The 17,855-nt window shown below is 55.2% G+C and carries 16 protein-coding genes and 1 pseudogene; 4 read left to right on the top strand and 13 right to left on the bottom strand.

Going from position 1 to position 17,855, the window contains the following annotated elements; translation table 11 throughout:
* The first annotated feature begins 332 nt into the window (after positions 1 to 332).
* Both AXG89_RS28810 and AXG89_RS44965 read left to right on the top strand, forming a co-directional pair.
* Positions 333 to 2,099: an MFS transporter gene (locus AXG89_RS28810; protein ID WP_218778175.1), complete on the top strand. Its 1,767-nt coding sequence runs from the start codon at positions 333 to 335 to the stop codon at positions 2,097 to 2,099.
* 481 nt (positions 2,100 to 2,580) lie between these two features.
* Complete coding sequence (locus tag AXG89_RS44965) at positions 2,581 to 2,988, top strand: DUF3331 domain-containing protein (RefSeq protein WP_082771657.1); 408 nt, start codon at positions 2,581 to 2,583, stop codon at positions 2,986 to 2,988.
* 212 nt (positions 2,989 to 3,200) lie between these two features.
* Here AXG89_RS44965 and AXG89_RS28800 read toward each other — a convergent pair whose 3' ends face one another.
* The 8 genes from AXG89_RS28800 to nthA all read right to left on the bottom strand — a co-directional run bounded on the left by AXG89_RS28800 (position 3,201) and on the right by nthA (position 8,957).
* Entirely contained in the window at positions 3,201 to 3,560 is a 360-nt protein-coding gene (locus AXG89_RS28800) for a MarR family winged helix-turn-helix transcriptional regulator (protein ID WP_306299796.1), read from the bottom strand.
* 1,267 nt (positions 3,561 to 4,827) lie between these two features.
* Positions 4,828 to 5,571 (bottom strand): CbtA family protein, encoded by a 744-nt coding sequence (locus AXG89_RS28790; RefSeq protein WP_062173480.1) that lies wholly within the window; start codon positions 5,569 to 5,571, stop codon positions 4,828 to 4,830.
* Positions 5,572 to 5,584: 13 nt separating this feature from the next.
* Positions 5,585 to 5,794 carry a CbtB domain-containing protein gene (locus AXG89_RS28785; protein WP_062173482.1) on the bottom strand — a complete coding sequence of 70 codons (210 nt, stop codon included), beginning with the start codon at positions 5,792 to 5,794 and terminating at the stop codon, positions 5,585 to 5,587.
* Positions 5,795 to 5,943: 149 nt separating this feature from the next.
* Complete coding sequence (locus AXG89_RS28780) at positions 5,944 to 6,381, bottom strand: nitrile hydratase accessory protein (protein ID WP_062173484.1); 438 nt, start codon at positions 6,379 to 6,381, stop codon at positions 5,944 to 5,946.
* Positions 6,378 to 6,743, bottom strand: coding sequence for an SH3-like domain-containing protein (locus tag AXG89_RS44085; RefSeq protein ID WP_218778176.1), 366 nt, complete (start codon positions 6,741 to 6,743; stop codon positions 6,378 to 6,380). Before AXG89_RS44085 ends, AXG89_RS28780 begins: the two co-directional genes overlap by 4 nt.
* A 2-nt stretch (positions 6,744 to 6,745) precedes the next feature.
* Complete coding sequence (locus tag AXG89_RS44080) at positions 6,746 to 7,051, bottom strand: SH3-like domain-containing protein (RefSeq protein ID WP_218778177.1); 306 nt, start codon at positions 7,049 to 7,051, stop codon at positions 6,746 to 6,748.
* A gap of 83 nt (positions 7,052 to 7,134) precedes the next feature.
* A protein-coding gene (locus AXG89_RS28770) for an IS3 family transposase (RefSeq protein ID WP_119024672.1) occupies positions 7,135 to 8,309 on the bottom strand; the annotation gives its coding sequence in 2 pieces (ribosomal slippage) (positions 7,135 to 8,036 and positions 8,036 to 8,309; 1,176 coding nt in all).
* Positions 8,310 to 8,366: 57 nt separating this feature from the next.
* On the bottom strand, positions 8,367 to 8,957 hold the full coding sequence (gene nthA, locus AXG89_RS28765; protein WP_062173486.1) for a nitrile hydratase subunit alpha: 591 nt from the start codon (positions 8,955 to 8,957) through the stop codon (positions 8,367 to 8,369).
* Positions 8,958 to 9,816: 859 nt separating this feature from the next.
* On the opposite strand from nthA, the gene AXG89_RS28760 reads away from it, so the two are divergent.
* Positions 9,817 to 10,098, top strand: coding sequence for a hypothetical protein (locus AXG89_RS28760; RefSeq protein WP_062173488.1), 282 nt, complete (start codon positions 9,817 to 9,819; stop codon positions 10,096 to 10,098).
* A 566-nt stretch (positions 10,099 to 10,664) separates the two neighbouring features.
* Here AXG89_RS28760 and AXG89_RS42450 read toward each other — a convergent pair.
* The 5 genes and pseudogenes from AXG89_RS42450 to AXG89_RS28730 form a co-directional block, all read right to left on the bottom strand.
* Complete coding sequence (locus tag AXG89_RS42450) at positions 10,665 to 10,832, bottom strand: hypothetical protein (protein WP_162916122.1); 168 nt, start codon at positions 10,830 to 10,832, stop codon at positions 10,665 to 10,667.
* A 529-nt stretch (positions 10,833 to 11,361) separates the two neighbouring features.
* The gene (locus AXG89_RS28750) at positions 11,362 to 11,985 is read right to left on the bottom strand and encodes a glutathione S-transferase family protein (RefSeq protein ID WP_062173490.1); all 624 of its coding nucleotides are present in this window, start codon (positions 11,983 to 11,985) and stop codon (positions 11,362 to 11,364) included.
* A 55-nt stretch (positions 11,986 to 12,040) separates the two neighbouring features.
* Complete coding sequence (locus tag AXG89_RS28745; RefSeq protein ID WP_062173491.1) at positions 12,041 to 12,874, bottom strand: SDR family NAD(P)-dependent oxidoreductase; 834 nt, start codon at positions 12,872 to 12,874, stop codon at positions 12,041 to 12,043.
* A gap of 2 nt (positions 12,875 to 12,876) precedes the next feature.
* On the bottom strand, positions 12,877 to 13,971 hold the full coding sequence (locus AXG89_RS28740) for a GlxA family transcriptional regulator (protein WP_144029392.1): 1,095 nt from the start codon (positions 13,969 to 13,971) through the stop codon (positions 12,877 to 12,879).
* A 1,081-nt stretch (positions 13,972 to 15,052) separates the two neighbouring features.
* Positions 15,053 to 16,143 (bottom strand): annotated as a pseudogene (locus AXG89_RS28730) (IS630 family transposase).
* 736 nt (positions 16,144 to 16,879) lie between these two features.
* On the opposite strand from AXG89_RS28730, the gene AXG89_RS28720 reads away from it, so the two are divergent.
* A complete protein-coding gene (locus AXG89_RS28720; protein ID WP_062173496.1) occupies positions 16,880 to 17,767 on the top strand; it encodes a response regulator transcription factor in 888 nt (295 codons plus the stop codon).
* The last annotated feature ends 88 nt before the right edge of the window (positions 17,768 to 17,855 follow it).

Here is a 17,855-nt window from a genome sequence, read left to right as displayed (position 1 = left end):
GCCTATCTGTCCTCGCATAGTCAGTTTGCTAATCTACTGGTTCGATCGTATTGCGTGCGCAGAGTTATGCGGCGCTGCCGAAAACCGGTCAAAGGCATATTTAGTTCGTGAAAAATCCGGTCAAATACGTGCTTATACTCTCACTTCTACTCGAAACAAGCTGGTAACACGAGCGGTGTGGCGCTGGCGGCCTGTCATAGTTTGAACGCACTGTCGACTTGGCCACGGCTACACGTCGCTTGCTTAGTTCAGTTCATTCAAAGGTTGGCCGAAATCGTGGAGCACTTTACCCCTGCTCAGCAATCGCGTGACATAAGGTTTAAGCAGGTAGCATGCGTGCGACGTCTTCAGATGCCGTTCACGCAACCGACCGGGGCGGCTTCTGCTCGGTAGATATAAAACCCATTGTTCGCCAGCAAAAACGCGGCTCCGGTGCGTTGCAAATCCTGCCATTCCGCAATTCGGATGCAGTCGGACGCGGATCGCATGCTGTACATAGGTTGATGCAGGCGGAGTCGTTTAACAAGATAGGAAATTCGATTATGGACGCAACAACCTCACCCGCCAACAAGCGAGCGATTCTCTTTGTCGTCTCAACGGTCTCATCACTTGTAATGCTTGACTCAAACATCGTCGCGGTCGCACTACCTACGATTTCACGATCGTTGAATGCGGACTTCGGTGAAGTCCAGTGGGTTATCACAGCATATGTCCTTCCATTTGCGGCTCTGTTGCTTCCGGCCGGTTCGTTTAGTGACAAAGTTGGCAGACGCCTCGCCGCTGTAGTGGGCATGGCCATTTTTGCGCTGGCATCGCTGTTCTGCGGATTGGCTAAAGTGCCGCTGGTACTAGACCTGGCAAGAGCAGTGCAAGGTGTCGGAGCCAGCCTGGTCATGACCTCTTCGTTGGCGTTGATCAACCACATTTTCCAAGGTGGCGAGCGGGCGAAGGCATTTGCGTTCTGGGGGTCCAGTCTAGGTATCGCAATCACGTGTGGCCCAATAATCGGGGGTGTGATTTCCAGTGTCTTCGGCTGGCAGTGGGCCTTCCTCATCAACATCCCAATCTGCGTCGCACTTATCGCCGGGATTCTGAAGCTTGTCCCGGAGTCTCGCGACCCTGACGCGAAGGGACTGGACTATATTGGCATCGGGACGTTTAGTAGCGGCCTCTTTCTTTTGACGTGGGCAGTGATCGACGGTAACGCGGTTGGATGGTTGACCACGACGGTGCTCCTGCGCCTGGTTTTTGGCATCGCGCTACTTATCTCGTTTATTGTTGTAGAAAAGAACGTCTCGCGACCGATGTTCGATCTGGCGCTGTTCCGGTCCAAATCATTCGTCGGCGCTGCGTTCGCAATGATGGGTTACGCGGCCGGCGCTCAGGTCTTGATCTTCTACCTCCCGCTCTATCTGCAAAACGCGTTCGGCCTGTCACCGATGAGAGCCGGCATCTCGATGCTGCCATTCGCGCTTCCGATGTTTCTCGTTCCACGCCTGCTTGCCCGATTTCACTGGTCGCAACGGTTCTCTCTGGGGCTAGGCCTCACCATTACTGCGACTGCCGACCTTGCATTGGCATTGCTTGCCCATCTAGATGTTTCTTACACGCCGTTCGCGATCGGTATGCTGGCGGCAGGTATCGGTGCTGGGATTTTGAACGGCGAGACGGCCAAGGCCATGCAGGGTGCTATTCCGGCAAGTCGGGCGGGGATGGGTTCCGGTATCGGAGGTACAACGCGATTCACCGTGTTGCTGTTTGGTGTCGCGGCCCTTGGCGCTATCCTGGTAGTAAAGGCAACTAAACGTTTTGCGCCTCTCGCACAGCAACTGGGTATTGAGCCCTTGCGCGCAGCTGAGATATCGAAGCGGTTCTCTGCCGGCGACGCCGCTGCTGCGTTACATGCTATCCCCGACGATTTGAAAGTCTCCGTCGGCAATGCATTGCGCGAAGCCTTCCAGTCAGGTTTTGCGTATGCGGCCATTGCCGCCGCCGCCGTTGCAATTACATCGCTATTGCTGACGTTAGCTTTCTATTCGCGAGATCCGGCGCAAGCCCCTGTTGGAGATGACGAGGCTATGTTTGTTGCTGGCGAATGATTCGACGCAGGCCTAGGAGCGCATGAAACCTTTTGGGGTTTGCGCCCGTGTGCCCGCGGGACAACTCCAGCGCCACACCCCAAGAGAGTAGGCCAGACCGACCACAGCAGCTAACCGCGCAGAGATTCGGCAAGGTCACTCGAACTAAAACGACTGCTCCGCGACGCCACAGTTCGTCAGTTCAAAAATTTTTATGAATTCGGCCTAATACCTACCTAAGGATATCTTGTCGAGCGATGACTACTTGCGCATAGTGAACGAACGGTAGTCCACACCTGTCAGTTCTGCGCTGGACAACCTGCATCGCACCTATAGTGCGGCGATTGAACTATCCCACGCCCGCGACAAGTCGGTAATGCCGGTGCACGCCCTCACCTTGTGACTTTTAATGACGAAGTTCACACGTCACTAAAGCGATTAGTTTAATGCTATCAAGTATCCGCCCAGCGGCCAAGGCTACGCAATCTGTGAGGACGTAAGCATGTTGAACGAGCTAGAAGAAGCAAGCCCCTGGATCCAGACGATTGAGGCGCTACGCACCGTCTCCAGCGAGAATGGAGTACGATCGAAGAAGCCGGTCGCAAATGCAAAGTCTGCCTTCGATTCTACGTGTCCCCGGTCCAAGAACTACGTAGTTCGAGTCACCGACCGTACTTCGCCCACCACGGTAACAGTCGAGTGGTGCGATCCAACTGTTGCGCACTATGGCGCGCAACTCTGGCGACTTGGGTCGGCTCGCGCGTCTGGTTCGTGTGCTGTAAGCGGGGCAACAATCGCTCGGGGGGAAGCGGTCTACCGCCCTTCTATTGGACGTTTCCCCCCGCAAAATCGCAACGCGATGATACTTGCCTCGACGATAGACAAGATGATGGGCGTCGAGTCGACGTAGCCCGCTGAGACGCCGAGCGGGAAAAATTTGAGCTGGTTGGTGGACCTCGCCATTTTCTACGCGACCGCCGGTGCTCCCACAACTTCCGCCAAGCTATGAAAGCGCCGTCCGGCATCGCATACAAATGTCGACATCAAACGGTGCCGCGATACTAAAAAATCCTGTGTCAGCGCGTCGTAACTCGTCAACGGACCCGCGTTGGCATATGCGTGTCAGGATCCGTTGAATGGACCAGCACTGCCCTCTTGCAAACTTCCCCCCGCTAACCGGAGTTCGTCGCTCATATCATCTTCACTTTGATCTGTTGCACTGAAAGCAGTTAATACGCGCAATGTCGTTTCAAATTCCGAGGCGCTTACATCGCCCAACATTCTCGAATGCAACGCGATTATCCGCTGCTCCATTTCCACGGCAGCGGTGCGGCCGCGATCCGTCAAAGAGACAATCTTGGCCCGCTTATCCTCCGGATCGGAAACGCGCCGAACAAGTCCTGCATCACAAAGTTGGTCCAGCAAACGCACGAGCGATGCGCCTTCAATCCCCACGTGCTCAGCCAGAGTTGTCTGACGCACCGCCACATCCAGTCTTTAGGCCGCTAACAATGCGGCCGCACAAGCCTCTGAAACATTGAATTCCTTAGCACAGCGGCGCAAGTTCGGCGCCAGCGGCGAGCAGCCAAAATCAATGCACTACTTACGTTGCGATGTAATGTCGTTAGCTCCCCCATACGGCCTAATAACAATGTTAGATGGGTGGGCAAGCTGCTGTGCTTCTTTTATTTGCAGCCTGTGTAAATTCATCGCTATGCTTTTTCATTTCTTACATTGTTAGCAGCATCCATCAAGGTCCTTGTGCTTTGGCGCTCAGAGCGCTAACTATGAGCAGTCCGTGCACACGTATGTCCGGGTCGGTGTGGACTACACCGAGACAACGATCAAGAATTGCCCAATCAATTGTTACATATGGCAAGAAACTGAACGAATGATGCAAAGGTATGGGACTGGTCCTGTTGACCTCAATATGCGAGCGTACGCGCTTCCAAAAACGGCGACCCGACTGCGCCTACGTCCATTGCGGACCCGGTCAATGGCTAAAGGTCGAAGAGGCGCTTCAGCAGTCGCATAGCCGTCCAATCACAGGACATCGCCGTTCCCCGGCATTTCCCCGGCCACCTGACGCCCGCAGACCCACGCGTCTTTTGCTAAACGTACCCAGGAGGTGCCGTAATCCACGTAGCACCACAACCAGACTTACTTGCAGAAGATTGAAGTCAAGCGTAACCATCAAGCCAGTCAATATCAGCAACGGCAAGACGACTTCCGGTCGGTAAAATTGCCTCTCAATCAGTGTTCTCATTTCGCGTCCAAGATAAAAGTCTCAATTGCGTTTACGATGCGCACAGATAGCCCACATCGACATTTTCAGTGATGTTAGCTAGCCAGCAACGGTTCGTGGGTCCATGAGTATTCGCGCCTCGAAACCGCATGCATCGACAGCCGGATAAACACGTTTTGAGACACACCAGACTGCCAAGGCGAAGGTGCTTTCGGTGATGTTCATCTGGGTAATCTATCAATGCATGAATTGTTGCATATACACCATAATAGATCAAGAAAATACTCTGTCCTGAAAACGATAGTGAAATTTACATGATCTAGAGTCAAGAGATGCGATCAAGCGTCGGACAGGGATCTGTATTTCCTGTTCATCGAACGCGTGCGGACCGCAATTTAATGAGCCCCGTTGTCGAACAGTTGTTCCGTGCGGAAAATGGTTTGGCAACCGCTTCTCGTTGCAGTCGAGAGCCGTCCTCGCAAAGGACGCTCTCGCGAACAAAGGCTAGGCGTGCAAGTGTCGTGGCCGCTGGCTATTGTATGCGCCAGACAACAAGCGAGCGCTCATTGCTCCGAACAGCAGCCCGGTTCCGCCCCAAAGGATCGCGTGCATCCCCCAAGCTGCCATCCGGAAACTCCAAAGGAGGACAGCAGGAAATGCTGCCGGCACCTCGTTGATGTTAGGCAGAAATGCCATCACGGCGACTATAATGGCGACGAATACGGCTCCCGCGCCAATGGATGCATTCCATCCTCCGAGCCGACGCTCAAGTCCACCGCGGAGCTTTACAGCAAAGACCATGGAGACAACAGAGACAAGCAACATCAGGAAATAGAGCTCGGTACGATAGGCTATCGTCCCAGGCTCGCCTACCGACGGCGGATTTGCTGGATATTTGATGCCAGGCACCAGCACGATTGCTACGAACGCCCCTACTGCAAGGTACCCAGACAACGCACGAGCGCTCAAATTTCCCGATCGCCCGTGCGCGTAGGCAAACACCAACGCAAACAGCCCGCCAACGGACGTTCCATACACGGCAACTGCCGTAAAGAGGCCGATTCCAGCCTGCGTCTTGCGACTAACGAGTTCCGGCTCTGGAGCATCGCCCTTTGCCGTGGCAACGCTTTCCTCGAAAGCTATCGCGCGGGCGACTGTGGGCTCGCCTGCTATGGTGGCGAATCCAAACGTGATGAGGCTTGAAATGAAACCCGCGGCCAATCCTCGAATAAGCAATTTTCCGATCATGACAGCACCTCATTTAGTGGCACGGAAAACCGAGAAGATGCCGGCCGTCATGCACAAATTCGTGGACGTACAAGCCTTGAATCATCGAGGTTGCCCCTTGCTCGGCGCCCACGAAATAGATGGCTAGTAAAAGCAGCAGGCCAACGAATATTGCCCACGGCGCGATATCGCAGAGCGGGACGGGCACCGGCTCCACTAGCGGATCAAGAGAAGCTTCATTCATTTCAGTTCTCCAAAATTGGATCTATACCGACAATGCAGGGATGACGATTCCCAGGCGCGAACGCAGTACACGCTGTGGCTGGCGTCTGACGAAACCGACTCAGCTCTCTGCACGCTAGGCAGACTTCGAAAAACCAGGAAAAGGCCGACTCAGGCGAAGCTCTTGACCGCCGAACTGACTACTAACGGCTCCCCGCGGCGCGGTGCAATGTGCTCGTGATCCGGTGGGCAAGTAGCATGCTCAAGCCTTACTGCTTCACCATGCGGGGTGTTGAGATATGCAACCTTCCACATGGCCGCGCGGGTGGGCGAATCGCCGGGTGCAAGCTGACCTGTTTCGATAAGGATTGCATCGAGCGCATCAACCCACTGCCGGAAGTAGGCATCGTTTACGGATTCCCCGGGTCGAGCCGGCGAGGCTGATATCTTTTCGCTGAACACACGGACCCAGTCTTCCCAACTGAAACAACCGTTCTCGTTCAGTCGCAGAACGAGCGCGAAGGCTTGTGCTTGCCACGGTGCGTCGAAAGCCCTCTCTTCCTGATCCCGAATAATTTCCGGCAACGTTGATCCAGAAAATTTATTCATCGGTCGTCCTCGTTACTGACAGCATCCAAATGGTCATCCCAAAGGTCGATGCGTAACGTACTGTTAGCGTTTGCGACACTTCCCCAAAGGTCCTCGGCCGCAAAGCTGATGTTGTACACGTGCTGTGGCGCGGGCCCGTTGCCGTGAGCCATCGTGTCCGGCAAAATGAATACCCCATAGTCGGCCTCGACGGTACCGACTTTGCCTTTCACGTACTGGGTAACGCGCGTATGTCCGGCTGGGTTTAGATTTCTTGCACGAACACGCTGGCCCACAGAGAACTTGGGGGCGACAGGCTGGTCTACTCGTTCCGATGCGCCGGTCGCCAAGACACCAGGTACCATTTCTTTGGTTACGGGCATGTTCAATTCCCCTTAAGTTGAGCCATCCGAGCTTCGATTTCGGCCGTCGAAACTATCCCTGCCTCGTCCAGATTCTTTTCCACTGAGGCCAGCCAGTGCTCGTAGTAGCTCGAGGAAAGGTAATGTGCTGCATTCATCCTTTCCATGCCATGACGAAATGCATGGAGATTGATCGTTCCTATTGCAAATAGAGAAAGGAACATCGCGAGGACGCGCCCTTCCCACTCGTCGGCGAACGCGAGTTCCTGCGCCCTGTAGTGGATTTCTCCGAGCCCGTGCATACCGCCAAGATCGTGAATACCGTTCATCGAACCCTCCGCAATTGTTCAGGTCATGCGATAGGGAGTTTGGGAATACCTGAGGTCGGTCGGAATCCGTGGACGCCAACGGGTTAAGCAGCGATTTTACTCAAATGGAATCGCTGCGTGAAAGCGGCCGGCGACAGATAGTCCAGACGCTCCTGCGTGCGCAGCCGGTTGTAGAAGATCTCGATGTATTCCGTGATTTCTTTGATGGCTTCGTCGCGAGTCGCGAACTTGCGATGATAGATAAGTTCGTTCTTCAGCGAGCCCCAGAACGATTCGATAGGTGCATTGTCGAAACAATTTCCGCGTCTGCTCATAGATGCCTGCATGCCGAACTGTTTGAGAAGATTCTGATAAGCGTGGGCGCAGTACTGACTACCGCGATCAGTATGTTGTATCAGGCCCGTCGGTGGCCGGTGCGACGCGACAGCCCGAAACAGCGCCTGCATGACCAGCTGTTTTGTCATGCGCTCGCTCATGGCATAGCCGACGATCTCTCCGCTAAACAGATCCTTGAGTCCGGCTAGATACAGCCATCCCTCATCGGTCGCGATGTAGGTAATGTCACCGCACCAGGCCTGATTTGGTGCGCTCACACTGAAGTCCTGGTCCAGGATGTTCGGTGCGACTGGCAGGTTGTGCGTCGAGTTGGTCGTCGCCTTGAACTTGCGCTTTTGCTTGCAGCGAAGGCCGAGCTTCGCCCGCAGACGCTTGATGCGGTGAACACCAATCTGGACACCGTGGTTCGCCAGATCCTTCTGTAGCCGTTCCGGGCCGAAGGTTTGTCGGCTACGCTCGTGAGCTGCACGCACCTGCGCTTCGAGCCGAGACTCCTGCTGCGCGTGCAACGACAGCGGCCGTTTGCGCCAGGCATAGTAGCCACTCGTGGACACGCCCAGGAACCGGCACATCGGCGGCACAGGGTACTGCTGTCGCATCTGCTCAATTGCGTCGTACTTCACCGCGACTCCTTCGCGAAGTACGTTGCAAACTTTTTTAACAGATCGCGCTCCATCTTCACTTCTGCCAACTCTCGCTTGAGCCGGCTCAGCTCCGCCTCGATCTCTGTCAGTGGTTTCTGGGTTTGCCCGACGTTCTCCAGCTTGCCGTCCTTTGCGGCGCGAACCCAGTTCGCCAACGTCTTCATCGATATTGACAATCGACGGGCAGCTTCAGACACGCCCACTCCGTCAGTCATTGCCAGTTTTACTGCTTCTTCACGAAATTCCTTCGTGTACACAGCCTTCGGGATTCGCTTCATCAGTGCCTCCATTCCTCAATTCTACGGAATGTTGGCGTCCACTTTTTTCAGCCGACCTCAACCAGTCCCAATCATCGAGTCGCGCGTGACGAGTTCGATCAACTGCTCCTCGATCCAGCCATCAGTCCCCGGTGGCCGCTCCGGTAAGACCATATAGCGAACTTCGGCGCTACTGTCCCACACGCGCACTTCTTTGCTGTCAGGTACGTCGAGACCCAATTCACTCAGCACACCCCTCGGGTCGATGACGACCCGCGAGCGATAAGGTGCGGCCTTGTACCAGACAGGCGGCAGCCCCAACGTCGGCCATGGATAGCATGAACACAATGTGCATACTAGTACGTTATGCACTGTCGGCGTGTTCTCGACCACCACCATGTCTTCGCCCTGAACTCCGGAATAGCCCAGCTCAAGAATCGCCGCGTTACTGTCGCTCAACAGTCGAGCCTTATATTCAGGATCCGCCCAAGCTCGGGCCACGACGGCGGCGCCGTTCCGAGGCCCGATTTTGTGCTGATATGCGTCCACGATTTCGTCAAGCGCAGCTGGATCAACGAGCTGCTTTTCGACCAACAACGATTCGAGAGCTCTCACCCGCAGTTCGATATCTGACGGCGCCTTGGTGTGCTCGTGCTCATGAGATGTCATCTTGCACTCCATTGTTAATCCAACGATTTAAACCATGCGATTTTGGCGCGGAACTCCGTTAGATATGTAACTGATGTCGTTCAGATCCGGCGGCCATGCAGGTCGTACCCGGAGCGAACGCGTGTCGAGCGGATGAAAAGTTCGGGAAGTCCTGACGCCGAGCTCTCGCTCACCTCATGATCTTGCTACAAACCAAATGAGTTTGAAATGGCCTCGTCTTTTCAGGTAGAAACGCCAGCGACCGACTGTGACAAGTATTCCGTGCAACAACAAGTCATCCTTAGGTGTGGCCACGCCTCAGTGCATCGCGAGCCTTTGAAACGCACCGAGAAGGCCGCGGATCAAGAAACCACGATAGAATGAATCGGGCCACACCGGGCAATTAGTTGACGTTAAGCGCGTTGGTCTCGGACTGATTGCTCGTTCGTCGCCCAATGCCAGAGGTAGCGTGTCCTCTGGCATGCTTCCCAACGCCGGCACAATCAGGCTGCCGGTTTCCATGTAAACAATTATCGAGGCCGCATTTGAAAAGGTGTTCCGTTGTCGACGGATGAGGCAACCGACCGGCCCGATACCGCGTTCGCCCACCGACATGGGCGAACAGCGCAACTGAAGATTTTAAATCGATAGACATACCAAAGGACAAGTTCGCTTCCTCAAGTTATGCGGCATTCTGGTTGCCTGGTTTTTGGACCAAATGAGTCTCATGTGGCCCGCATCCCAGCGTGAACCCGTCGCGTAGTTCGAGGAGATGGTTTTTCGGTCCGTACGACTTCCTTCTCGTTCGAGCCACGAATGCGGTGCATGCCCGACGTTCTTGCGCAACCTGTAGACTGCGCGCCCCATTCTGGAGAAAAACATGAAAGTGATGGCCGTGGGTACGCTCACTCCTCTAACGCCCGAGCAACGCCTGGAAATTCTGCCGAAGGAAGTGCCGGCGACGCTGAAAATCTATCTCGAGGACAAGATGGAACAGTTTTGGCTGCGTGAGAAAGAGGCGGGTGTCATTTTCCTGATGAACGTCGACACAGCAGAGGCGGCCGGGAAGATCCTAGGCGAACTTCCTCTGGTGAAGGCAAACCTTCTCAAGTTCGAATTGTTGCCGATTGGGCCTTTGCTTCCCCTTGGCATGCTGCTGTAGGACGACCGCACTAAATGCGAGGGAGGCCCTGCTTGATTTGCAATTGAAGTGTTATCGAAGCAAGAGACAGATACGAGCCTCCCAACCCAGGCGTCAAGGTGCACTTGACCTTTAGCGCCGGCGTTGGCAACAAAAGACGCACGATGCCGGATGCGTTGGTCGGCTCAATTCGCTGGCCGTTCGCTCGGTCATCCACAAGGGGTGCGCCAGATTTTGCTAGTTGATGGATAGCTGGGGTGAACGCCGCCCCCTACGGGGAATTCGACACATAAGCGCCAGAAAGTATCCCGAGTGATGACAGCGCAAAGCCGAACGGAGTCAATGTGGCAGAGTGTTGCTACCGCTACCACTCGAAAGGGAGTAATCGTCATGGATACCTCGACCTACGGGCTGGACATTTCGAAACGCGTCTTTCAAATGAATTGGGCTGAAAGCGACACTGGGGAAATCGTTAACCGGCAGTTTACGAGGCAGCAGCTGATCGAGTTTCTCGGTCAGCGAATAGCGGGTCGTGTAGCCTTGGAAGCGTGTGGCAGTGCGCATTAGTGCGCCCGGAAGACAGCACGTTAGCCCACGAGGTCAAGTTGCCGCACGCGAAGTTTGCTCGCCCGTTCGTTCAAACCAACGAAACTGATGCAGCCGACGCGCGAGCGATTTGTATGGCCGCGCAGCAACGCGGGAAGCGCTATGTAGCGCCAAAGACGGTCGAGCAGCAAGCGACCTTGGTTTTGCATCGATGCGCTTACTGCTGATCAAATCCCGCACCATGCAGGTCAATCAACTTCACGGCCTCTTGTACAAATCGGTGTGGTCCTCACAGCCGGTCGCGCCGCTGGCATAGCCGATGTTCGCGAGCGCCTTCACGAGGTTGAACAGGCTGTACCGGGCACGCTGTTCTTCGCTCTGATTGTATTAGTCGAGAAAAGTCCGCCCCGGATCCTTCAGATTCTTTCGGTGTGTTTGGCCCCTTTTGGTCGAACATCCGGATGCTATGCATCACCTTTTCAAGCGCTCCGCCGAATGTCCAACGATGGATGGTTGTTGCATAGTAGTAGTGCGGCGATACGGTTATTGGTAGGCCCTGCTCCTTGATTCCTTGAACAATTATTCAACGTAAGAGACCCGTCCCGTTGTCGGTATCACTCTCGCCGACCAACTCCATGTCGCTCCTGCTGGCCTGACAAATTTGTTTTGCGGATCAACGACGAGAAGGCCGACCCTAAAACGGTCGAGCCGATCCGCAAAGACAAGGAATGTGTTGCTTTAAATGCCATCGAAGGCTTTCAGACCGCGTTGGACTGACGGGCGCTCGGCTACATCATAGAACCAGCGCTGCAAGTTCGGGACGGCGCGCCAATCTAGGCCAGAACTAAGCGAGCCCGTTATCGTGAGCGCGCAAATATCCGCGATGGAGAATTGATCGCCGGCCATGTATCGGGAACGTCTAACGAAGGTATCTGCGAATTTCAATGCGGCGATTGCACGTTCGTTCAGCAGGGAGGCCGCCTGCGAACTTGAGCGGTCCCGAAGAGCGAATGACGCATGGTTAGGCGCGATGACGTCTGTCACGAAGTAAAAGAATCTTTCGTACGCGCGCCCACGATTTTGCGGATCATCGGGCAACAGGCACGAGCACGATTTCTGTGCAATATAGAGAAGAATTGCATTGGACTGTGTGAGCACGAAGCGGCTGCCGCATGCCCGACGCTCGACCAGGACCGGGACCTTCCCTGCCGGATTCAGCGAGAGGTGTTCCTCCGCACGTTGCTGTCCTCCAGCGAGGTCCATGGGTCGGATTTTGTAGGACAGCGATGCCTCTTCGAGTGCAATTGAGACCCGCAAGCAATTACCGGTCTTGGCGCCGTAAAGCTCCAAAGATGTCGACATCAGGTATTCCTTTGAGGAAGCAACTTCAAATGCGTGGCGCCGCGAAGCGCGTAGGCTACGCGTCCGTTATTGCGCGCGCAGCGCCTGTGCTTGAGCTCCGATAACGAGGCGCGGGCGTCGAATGCAGAAGCTTTTGAAAAAATATGTGACGGTCCGCATCGAACGAGCACCAGTCGGCCGGGTCTTGTAGCGATGGTAGAGTCACAATTTCCCCTCGGTCGAGCCCGTCCAGTGAGGCGTCTACTACGTCCTCCGCCGTCATCATCCAGTCGTCAGGCAAGCTCGTATGGGCCATTCCGGCTACCCGCCAGAAGTCTGTCACCGTTGGGCCGGGTAGAACGATGTGGATGCGCACGCCCCTCGCGGAAAGTTCATGATGTAGGGCCTGCGTGAAGGCAAGGACGTACGCTTTGGTCGCACCATATACGCTATTCAGGATCGCTGGCTGAATGGCCAGAATGGACGCTATATTGATTATGGTCCCCGTACCTCGAGCCACGAAGGCGGGCGCAACCGCATGCGTCAATCGCGTCAGGGCGCGGATGTTCAACAAGATCATGTCTTCCATGTGGTCAACATCCGAATCGACCAGGGATGAAACAGCTCCAAAGCCGGCACAGTTCACGAGCATCGTGATGCTCTTCTCAGTCCGGATTCGCGCTTCCAGAAGATGCAGGTCAGCTTGATTGTTAAGGTCGGCTATAACGGCTGTTACCGATCTTCCGTGTGCCATACCCACACGGTCAGCGACCTCGCCAAGACGTCGCTCGTTGCGCGCAACGAGCACAACGTCGTACCCACGGCCCGCCATACGGTCCGCGTAAATTGCGCCGATACCTGATGACGCGCCAGTTATGACAGCTGTTCCCATTCCTTGACGAAAGTTCATGATCATCTCCGTGCGTTACGGCATTGCACATTCGGTATTGTCGGCAGCGTCTCGCCGGTTGACTTGCCGTTGGCACTCCTGTTTAGGTCATGATTCGGTTTTGTTTTTTGCCGGCGTATCAAATGGTCTTCTTGGTCGACTGTCAATCGCCTTCGAAACTCACTTGGAGATATGCGCAGATTTCGTACGAATGCTCTTCGCATCATTTCCGATGACCCGAAGCCGCATGTGTAAGCAATCCATTTGATGGGGCGGTCTGAACCTTCGATGAAATCGCATGCACTCTCGATACGCATTTGTTCGATCGCTCGGGCCGGCGTAAGGCCCGTGTTCGTAACGAAAAACCGCGCGAAAGTCCGGCGACTCATGTTCATTCTCTCTGCGAGTGCGGGCACAGAGAGATCAGAATTGAGGTTTGCTAAAATGAACACACAAAGATACCTAATTCGAGGATCGCCGACCAACTGACCGCGTCGGGTTTTGCTGCCCTGAAATCGCTCGATGGCAGGTTCGCAAGGCGCAATCGCTTTATTCGCAAGATTCGTCGCAATCGCCCGGCCTAGGTCCGCCTCGACCGTGGCCACAGACTTGTCAATTCCAGCCGTTAATCCAGCCGGTATCCTATCGGCCACGTCTCTGACATGAACTACGAATGTTCCGGACCTAACCGCGGGAATGGCAATCGCGACTTTGTGGCACGTAGCCGAATTATCATTGACTCGTCTTTTGGCGAGAGCCCCCGTCTTCGCGAGAAAGAACGCACCGGCAGGAACCGAAGCCAGCCGTGCAATTTGCCGTGCATACGCCGGTAGCCAACGACTCAAATGACCAGTCCTGGAGGTATTGAAGGCGTCTGGATTGCCAGCAGGCGGATATAGCGTTTTCTGCAGAGCCTGAGCGTCTGGTTCTACACGGGCGGAATTGAAATAGGACCTAACTTCCTTTCCTAACAAGGTCGTCTGGTAATAAGGAGCCAGCCCGGCGCACATGAGCTCCTGATTAGCCATAGAGAGGTCCTGCAGCGGTCCGCACAGGTCGAGGAGCAAGGATTCGTCGAATAACAAGAACCAGACCGAATGCATTGTTGCGTTGCTCACAAATTCCTCCCCCGACCCTTAAGCCCGTGTCCCCATCCAAAGATCAATGTCAGATTGTTTATAGCGCAGAGGGCTATAGCAGACAATCAGACCTAGGTCTGGTTCCATGGAGTTTGCCTGCTGTTGGAGAGGCGCAAGATATCGAACGGGTCGATGCGTCGGTTGCCCCTATGGGTTGCGCGCGAAGACAGTAGTGAACGCGTCGGCAGTGGCATCTGCATGCTTCTGACAGATACTTGTGACTGCGCGAGATACGGACCACGAGCGGTAGCATCCGGGTTTAATCCTTCGGCGAGAGATGAGCTTTTGCCCTGTGAACGGCGGTCGAAATCCGCCATTAAACGGGGGCATGAGTTTTCCGGGAACGGTTTTTGAGCAACTCCCGAGCAAAATGTCTCGTAGCGGGGTCAAGGGCAAGCGCAGCTTGGCGAAGCGAATCCTTGACCCCGCGAAGGGACAAAAAACTGGTGCTGGGCGCGACCTCGGTCGCGCCATAAAGCGCATTCTCGCCGCCGTTTAATGGCGGTTTTGCACCGACGCTAACATGCCCGACTCGCAACGGTGCGCCGCGACAATAACAACTGCAAAAGCCAACTGTCAGATGCCTTCCCGCTTTGCAACAACGCGGTCGGGTCAAGGACAACGAACCGGCAGCGGCGCCGGATGCATCTTCGGACGCGCGGTCGCGCGCAAGACCGTGCGTCCGTCAAGCGAAGCGCTCAGAAATGGGGCAAGGGCGGCGCACCTGCGTCCGTCTCATTGGTCGGCGCGCTGACTCGGAATCAGATCGCATACAGCGACGGCAAAAACATCTCGATGATGACGGTTCCGGCCGCAGTTCCGCGAATCAGCGTGTACGCCATTGATCCCAAAAGGAGAACTGTGTGAGAGGGTGCAAATGCAAACACCACTGCGACGGCAGTGAAAACAACCGGTCGCGCCCGCTGTACGATCACCTAAACTACAGCGTGATAGACGTCGAGACTATCCCGTTGATTGGTGTGAATTTGACTGATCAAAATCAAGGTGATGCACATGAAAATCGTGCTCTGGATGTTTCAGCAGCTAAGCCAAAGACAACCTAGTGTTCCGTTCCGCTGATGCTCGTACAAAGTCTTTGTAGCTTTGCGAGGACGGAGTCAGTGGAAGCGGTCCACGTAAAAGGTTCGCAATTCTCGTTGTAGTGGGACACGACTTCGTCAATACGCTTAATGAGTTGCTTGACCGAGCCGAACGAACCGCGACGTATGGCCTTGCCGGTGATCAACGCGAAGAAGCATTCCGCCTGGTTAAGCCACGGACTATAAGTGGGGAGAAATGCATGTGCCACCGAGGCCGCGCAGCCAGCCATGCCTTGACCGTGGGATGCTTGTGGGCACCGTAGTTGTCGACGATGCAGTGCACGTCGAGACCTTCGGGCGCCGCCTTGTCAATCTCGCGCAGGAACGACAGAAACTCATGGTTCCGGTGACGCGGCTTGCAGGCGACCAGTACCGCGCCGTTGAGCACATTCAGGGCCGCAAACAGCGTGGTGGTGCCGTGACGGACATAGTCATGCGTGACGCCCTCAACGTGACCGAGGCCCATCGGCAGCATGGGCTGCGTGCGTTCAAGCGCTTGGCATTGGCTTTTCTCGTCTGCGCACAGCACCAGTGCGTTCTCTGGGGGGCTCAGGTACAGGCCGACCACGTCGCGCAGTTTCTCGATGAAGAACGGATTGATGGACAGTTTAAAGCTCTCGCTGCAGTGCGGCTGGAGGCGCAGCAATTTGAAAAATCGATGGACGCTAGTCGCAGAGATTGTCGTCTCCGCGGCAAAGGTGCGTACGCTCCAATGCATGGAGCCGTCGGCAGGCTTGGTATGCAACGTCCGGTGGATCAACTCGACCACCCGCTCGTCATCGATCGTGCGGGGCTTGCCGGGCCGCACTTCGTCGTACAGAACGTTGATGCGTTGTTCAAGGAACCGGGCGCGCCATTTATCGACCGTGGCGCGCATGAGTTGCAAGCGCCGCACAATCTCGCTATTTGGTTCGACCAGCGACCGCAGCCAGAACAATGCGTGCCCGCGTAACCAATGCAGCCGGAATCGAGCGCGAGCGCGCCATCGAAGCAAGCTGCGATTGTTCGGCTTCGTTCAACGTCACCCCACCTTCGGTCGTCCCATTGGCATGTTGGTATTTCCAGTTCCGTTGATACCAACATCCTACGCAAACATAGTTCAGTTAACGGCGGAACAGCACACTAGGCTCACGCATGTCCGTAAGAGCGTTACTGGAAGCCAGGAACGCACAGCACTATGGATGGCACACCGCCGAACGTCCTTGGGAGGGGAAACTGCGTTCCACGCGCTTTCACGCGGCGATGACGAACTCGTCTGGGATACCGTGGCCTTCTCGGACTTTGACGTGCGCGCCAGCGGAATGGATCGCCGTAGCGCGCCTTACGACCGGTCCCGAGCCCAGAAATCTCGCTCCGACGCTCAGACGAACTCTGTGGTGAAGCGCCCGCGAGGCGATGATACCGGCTCAATAACCTACCTCCACGTCGCATTCGCAATCTGCAGAGTCCTAGTCTAGCAGTCCGTGTCGCAATGTGTGGCCCCGGCAAGCGCTACCGTCAGTTACTCACTGACCTTGATAGATCCAGCACGACACACTGATTCACCGTGCATCAGAACGTTCCAGAACTTTGCAGTTTTCAACTAGGGTGCGCAAGTATCTAATCCGCTACGATGTTATGACGCCAATGCCCTCATCGAATGCAGCCGGCGATCTCGCTTCAAGCGCTAACCTCGCTTGACGCACCCAGACGTGCAATACGCGCAGTGCTCGGCACAACAAAAAACGAGCGACCAATCGCGAACATCGATTGATCGTTTTTGACTACATGGCGCCGAAGGAGTGCTCATGGACTCATTCACGAAGCGCCATTTCGTCAAACGGGACGACGGCGATCCTATGCCCGCTGACCGGCCGCCACGCCTCCTCCGGACGAAACCGCTAGCTCAATTTGATGGCGCTGCCGAACAGCTCGAGGCAGGCGGTCAGCTTGGTCAAGATAGTGGTCAGCCCTATAGCGTCAACGTGGGCGACGCTCCAGTCGTTCAAGATGGGTGCAGTGCGCAAACTTCTTCTGCTGACGAGCTAGGCACTGTGTTTCTACTTGTCGAAAAACCACTCGTTTTTGAGTTTCTGCGAGCGTCGCTCTGTTCGGCCGGTATCCGCGTCGTCAAGTTGAAGGATTACTCGGAACTGTCCAACGAGCCCCGGTCAGCTCATCGTGCGTGCCTGATTGTTGGTCGATGCGTCGCTGGAATGGACGGGACAATTGCGCAGGAGATCGTGCAGTCGTCGAGCAACAAAATGCCTGTCATCTTCATCACAGCGAATCACGACGTAGCATTCGCGGTACAGGTGATGCTCGCCGGTGCCGTAGACGTATTGCCCTTGATGCCAACCGAAGCGGAGCTGTTTGATGCCGTCAACAATGCCTTTTCTCTGGACGGGAAACAGCAGGGAAAAACAGCTGCCACCACGCAATTTGCAGAACGCTTCAACACATTGACACAAAGAGAGCGTCAAATCATGACGGCTGTCGTTAAAGGATCGTTAAACAAACAGGTCGCCTATGCGCTGGGCCTTAGCGTGATCACTATCAAGATGCACCGAGGGAGCGCTATGAGAAAGATGGGTGCAACGACATTTGCTGACCTCGTCAAGATCGCGGGTGTGCTCGGGCTTCTGGATAGCCAGGATGACGCGGTTTTTGAAGATAGCGCAGACATAGCGGCGTAACGCCTTGGGACCGCCGTTTGCCGGCTAATACCAAGTTCTTTTAATTGAAAATGTGCAGATGTAATCACGGCTCTATCTTATTCAGGCT

Source organism: Burkholderia sp. PAMC 26561 (assembly GCF_001557535.2).
GTDB lineage: Bacteria > Pseudomonadota > Gammaproteobacteria > Burkholderiales > Burkholderiaceae > Caballeronia.
The sequence above is the reverse complement of the archived record's forward strand: the minus strand, read 5'-3'. Positions and strand labels throughout refer to the sequence as shown.

Excerpts from the sequence above, each read along its gene's own strand:
- AXG89_RS28760 (WP_062173488.1), top strand. The coding sequence starts at position 9,817 with ATGAAAGTGATGGCCGTGGGTACGCTCACTCCTCTAACGCCCGAGCAA.
- AXG89_RS28810 (WP_218778175.1), top strand. The coding sequence starts at position 333 with ATGCGTGCGACGTCTTCAGATGCCGTTCACGCAACCGACCGGGGCGGC.
- AXG89_RS44965 (WP_082771657.1), top strand. The coding sequence starts at position 2,581 with ATGTTGAACGAGCTAGAAGAAGCAAGCCCCTGGATCCAGACGATTGAG.
- AXG89_RS28790 (WP_062173480.1), bottom strand. The coding sequence starts at position 5,571 with ATGATCGGAAAATTGCTTATTCGAGGATTGGCCGCGGGTTTCATTTCA.
- AXG89_RS42450 (WP_162916122.1), bottom strand. The coding sequence starts at position 10,832 with ATGCAAAACCAAGGTCGCTTGCTGCTCGACCGTCTTTGGCGCTACATA.
- AXG89_RS28750 (WP_062173490.1), bottom strand. The coding sequence starts at position 11,985 with ATGTCGACATCTTTGGAGCTTTACGGCGCCAAGACCGGTAATTGCTTG.
- AXG89_RS28745 (WP_062173491.1), bottom strand. The coding sequence starts at position 12,874 with ATGAACTTTCGTCAAGGAATGGGAACAGCTGTCATAACTGGCGCGTCA.
- nthA (WP_062173486.1), bottom strand. The coding sequence starts at position 8,957 with ATGACATCTCATGAGCACGAGCACACCAAGGCGCCGTCAGATATCGAA.
- AXG89_RS28720 (WP_062173496.1), top strand. The coding sequence starts at position 16,880 with ATGGACTCATTCACGAAGCGCCATTTCGTCAAACGGGACGACGGCGAT.
- AXG89_RS28780 (WP_062173484.1), bottom strand. The coding sequence starts at position 6,381 with ATGAATAAATTTTCTGGATCAACGTTGCCGGAAATTATTCGGGATCAG.
- AXG89_RS28785 (WP_062173482.1), bottom strand. The coding sequence starts at position 5,794 with ATGAATGAAGCTTCTCTTGATCCGCTAGTGGAGCCGGTGCCCGTCCCG.
- AXG89_RS44085 (WP_218778176.1), bottom strand. The coding sequence starts at position 6,743 with ATGCCCGTAACCAAAGAAATGGTACCTGGTGTCTTGGCGACCGGCGCA.
- AXG89_RS44080 (WP_218778177.1), bottom strand. The coding sequence starts at position 7,051 with ATGAACGGTATTCACGATCTTGGCGGTATGCACGGGCTCGGAGAAATC.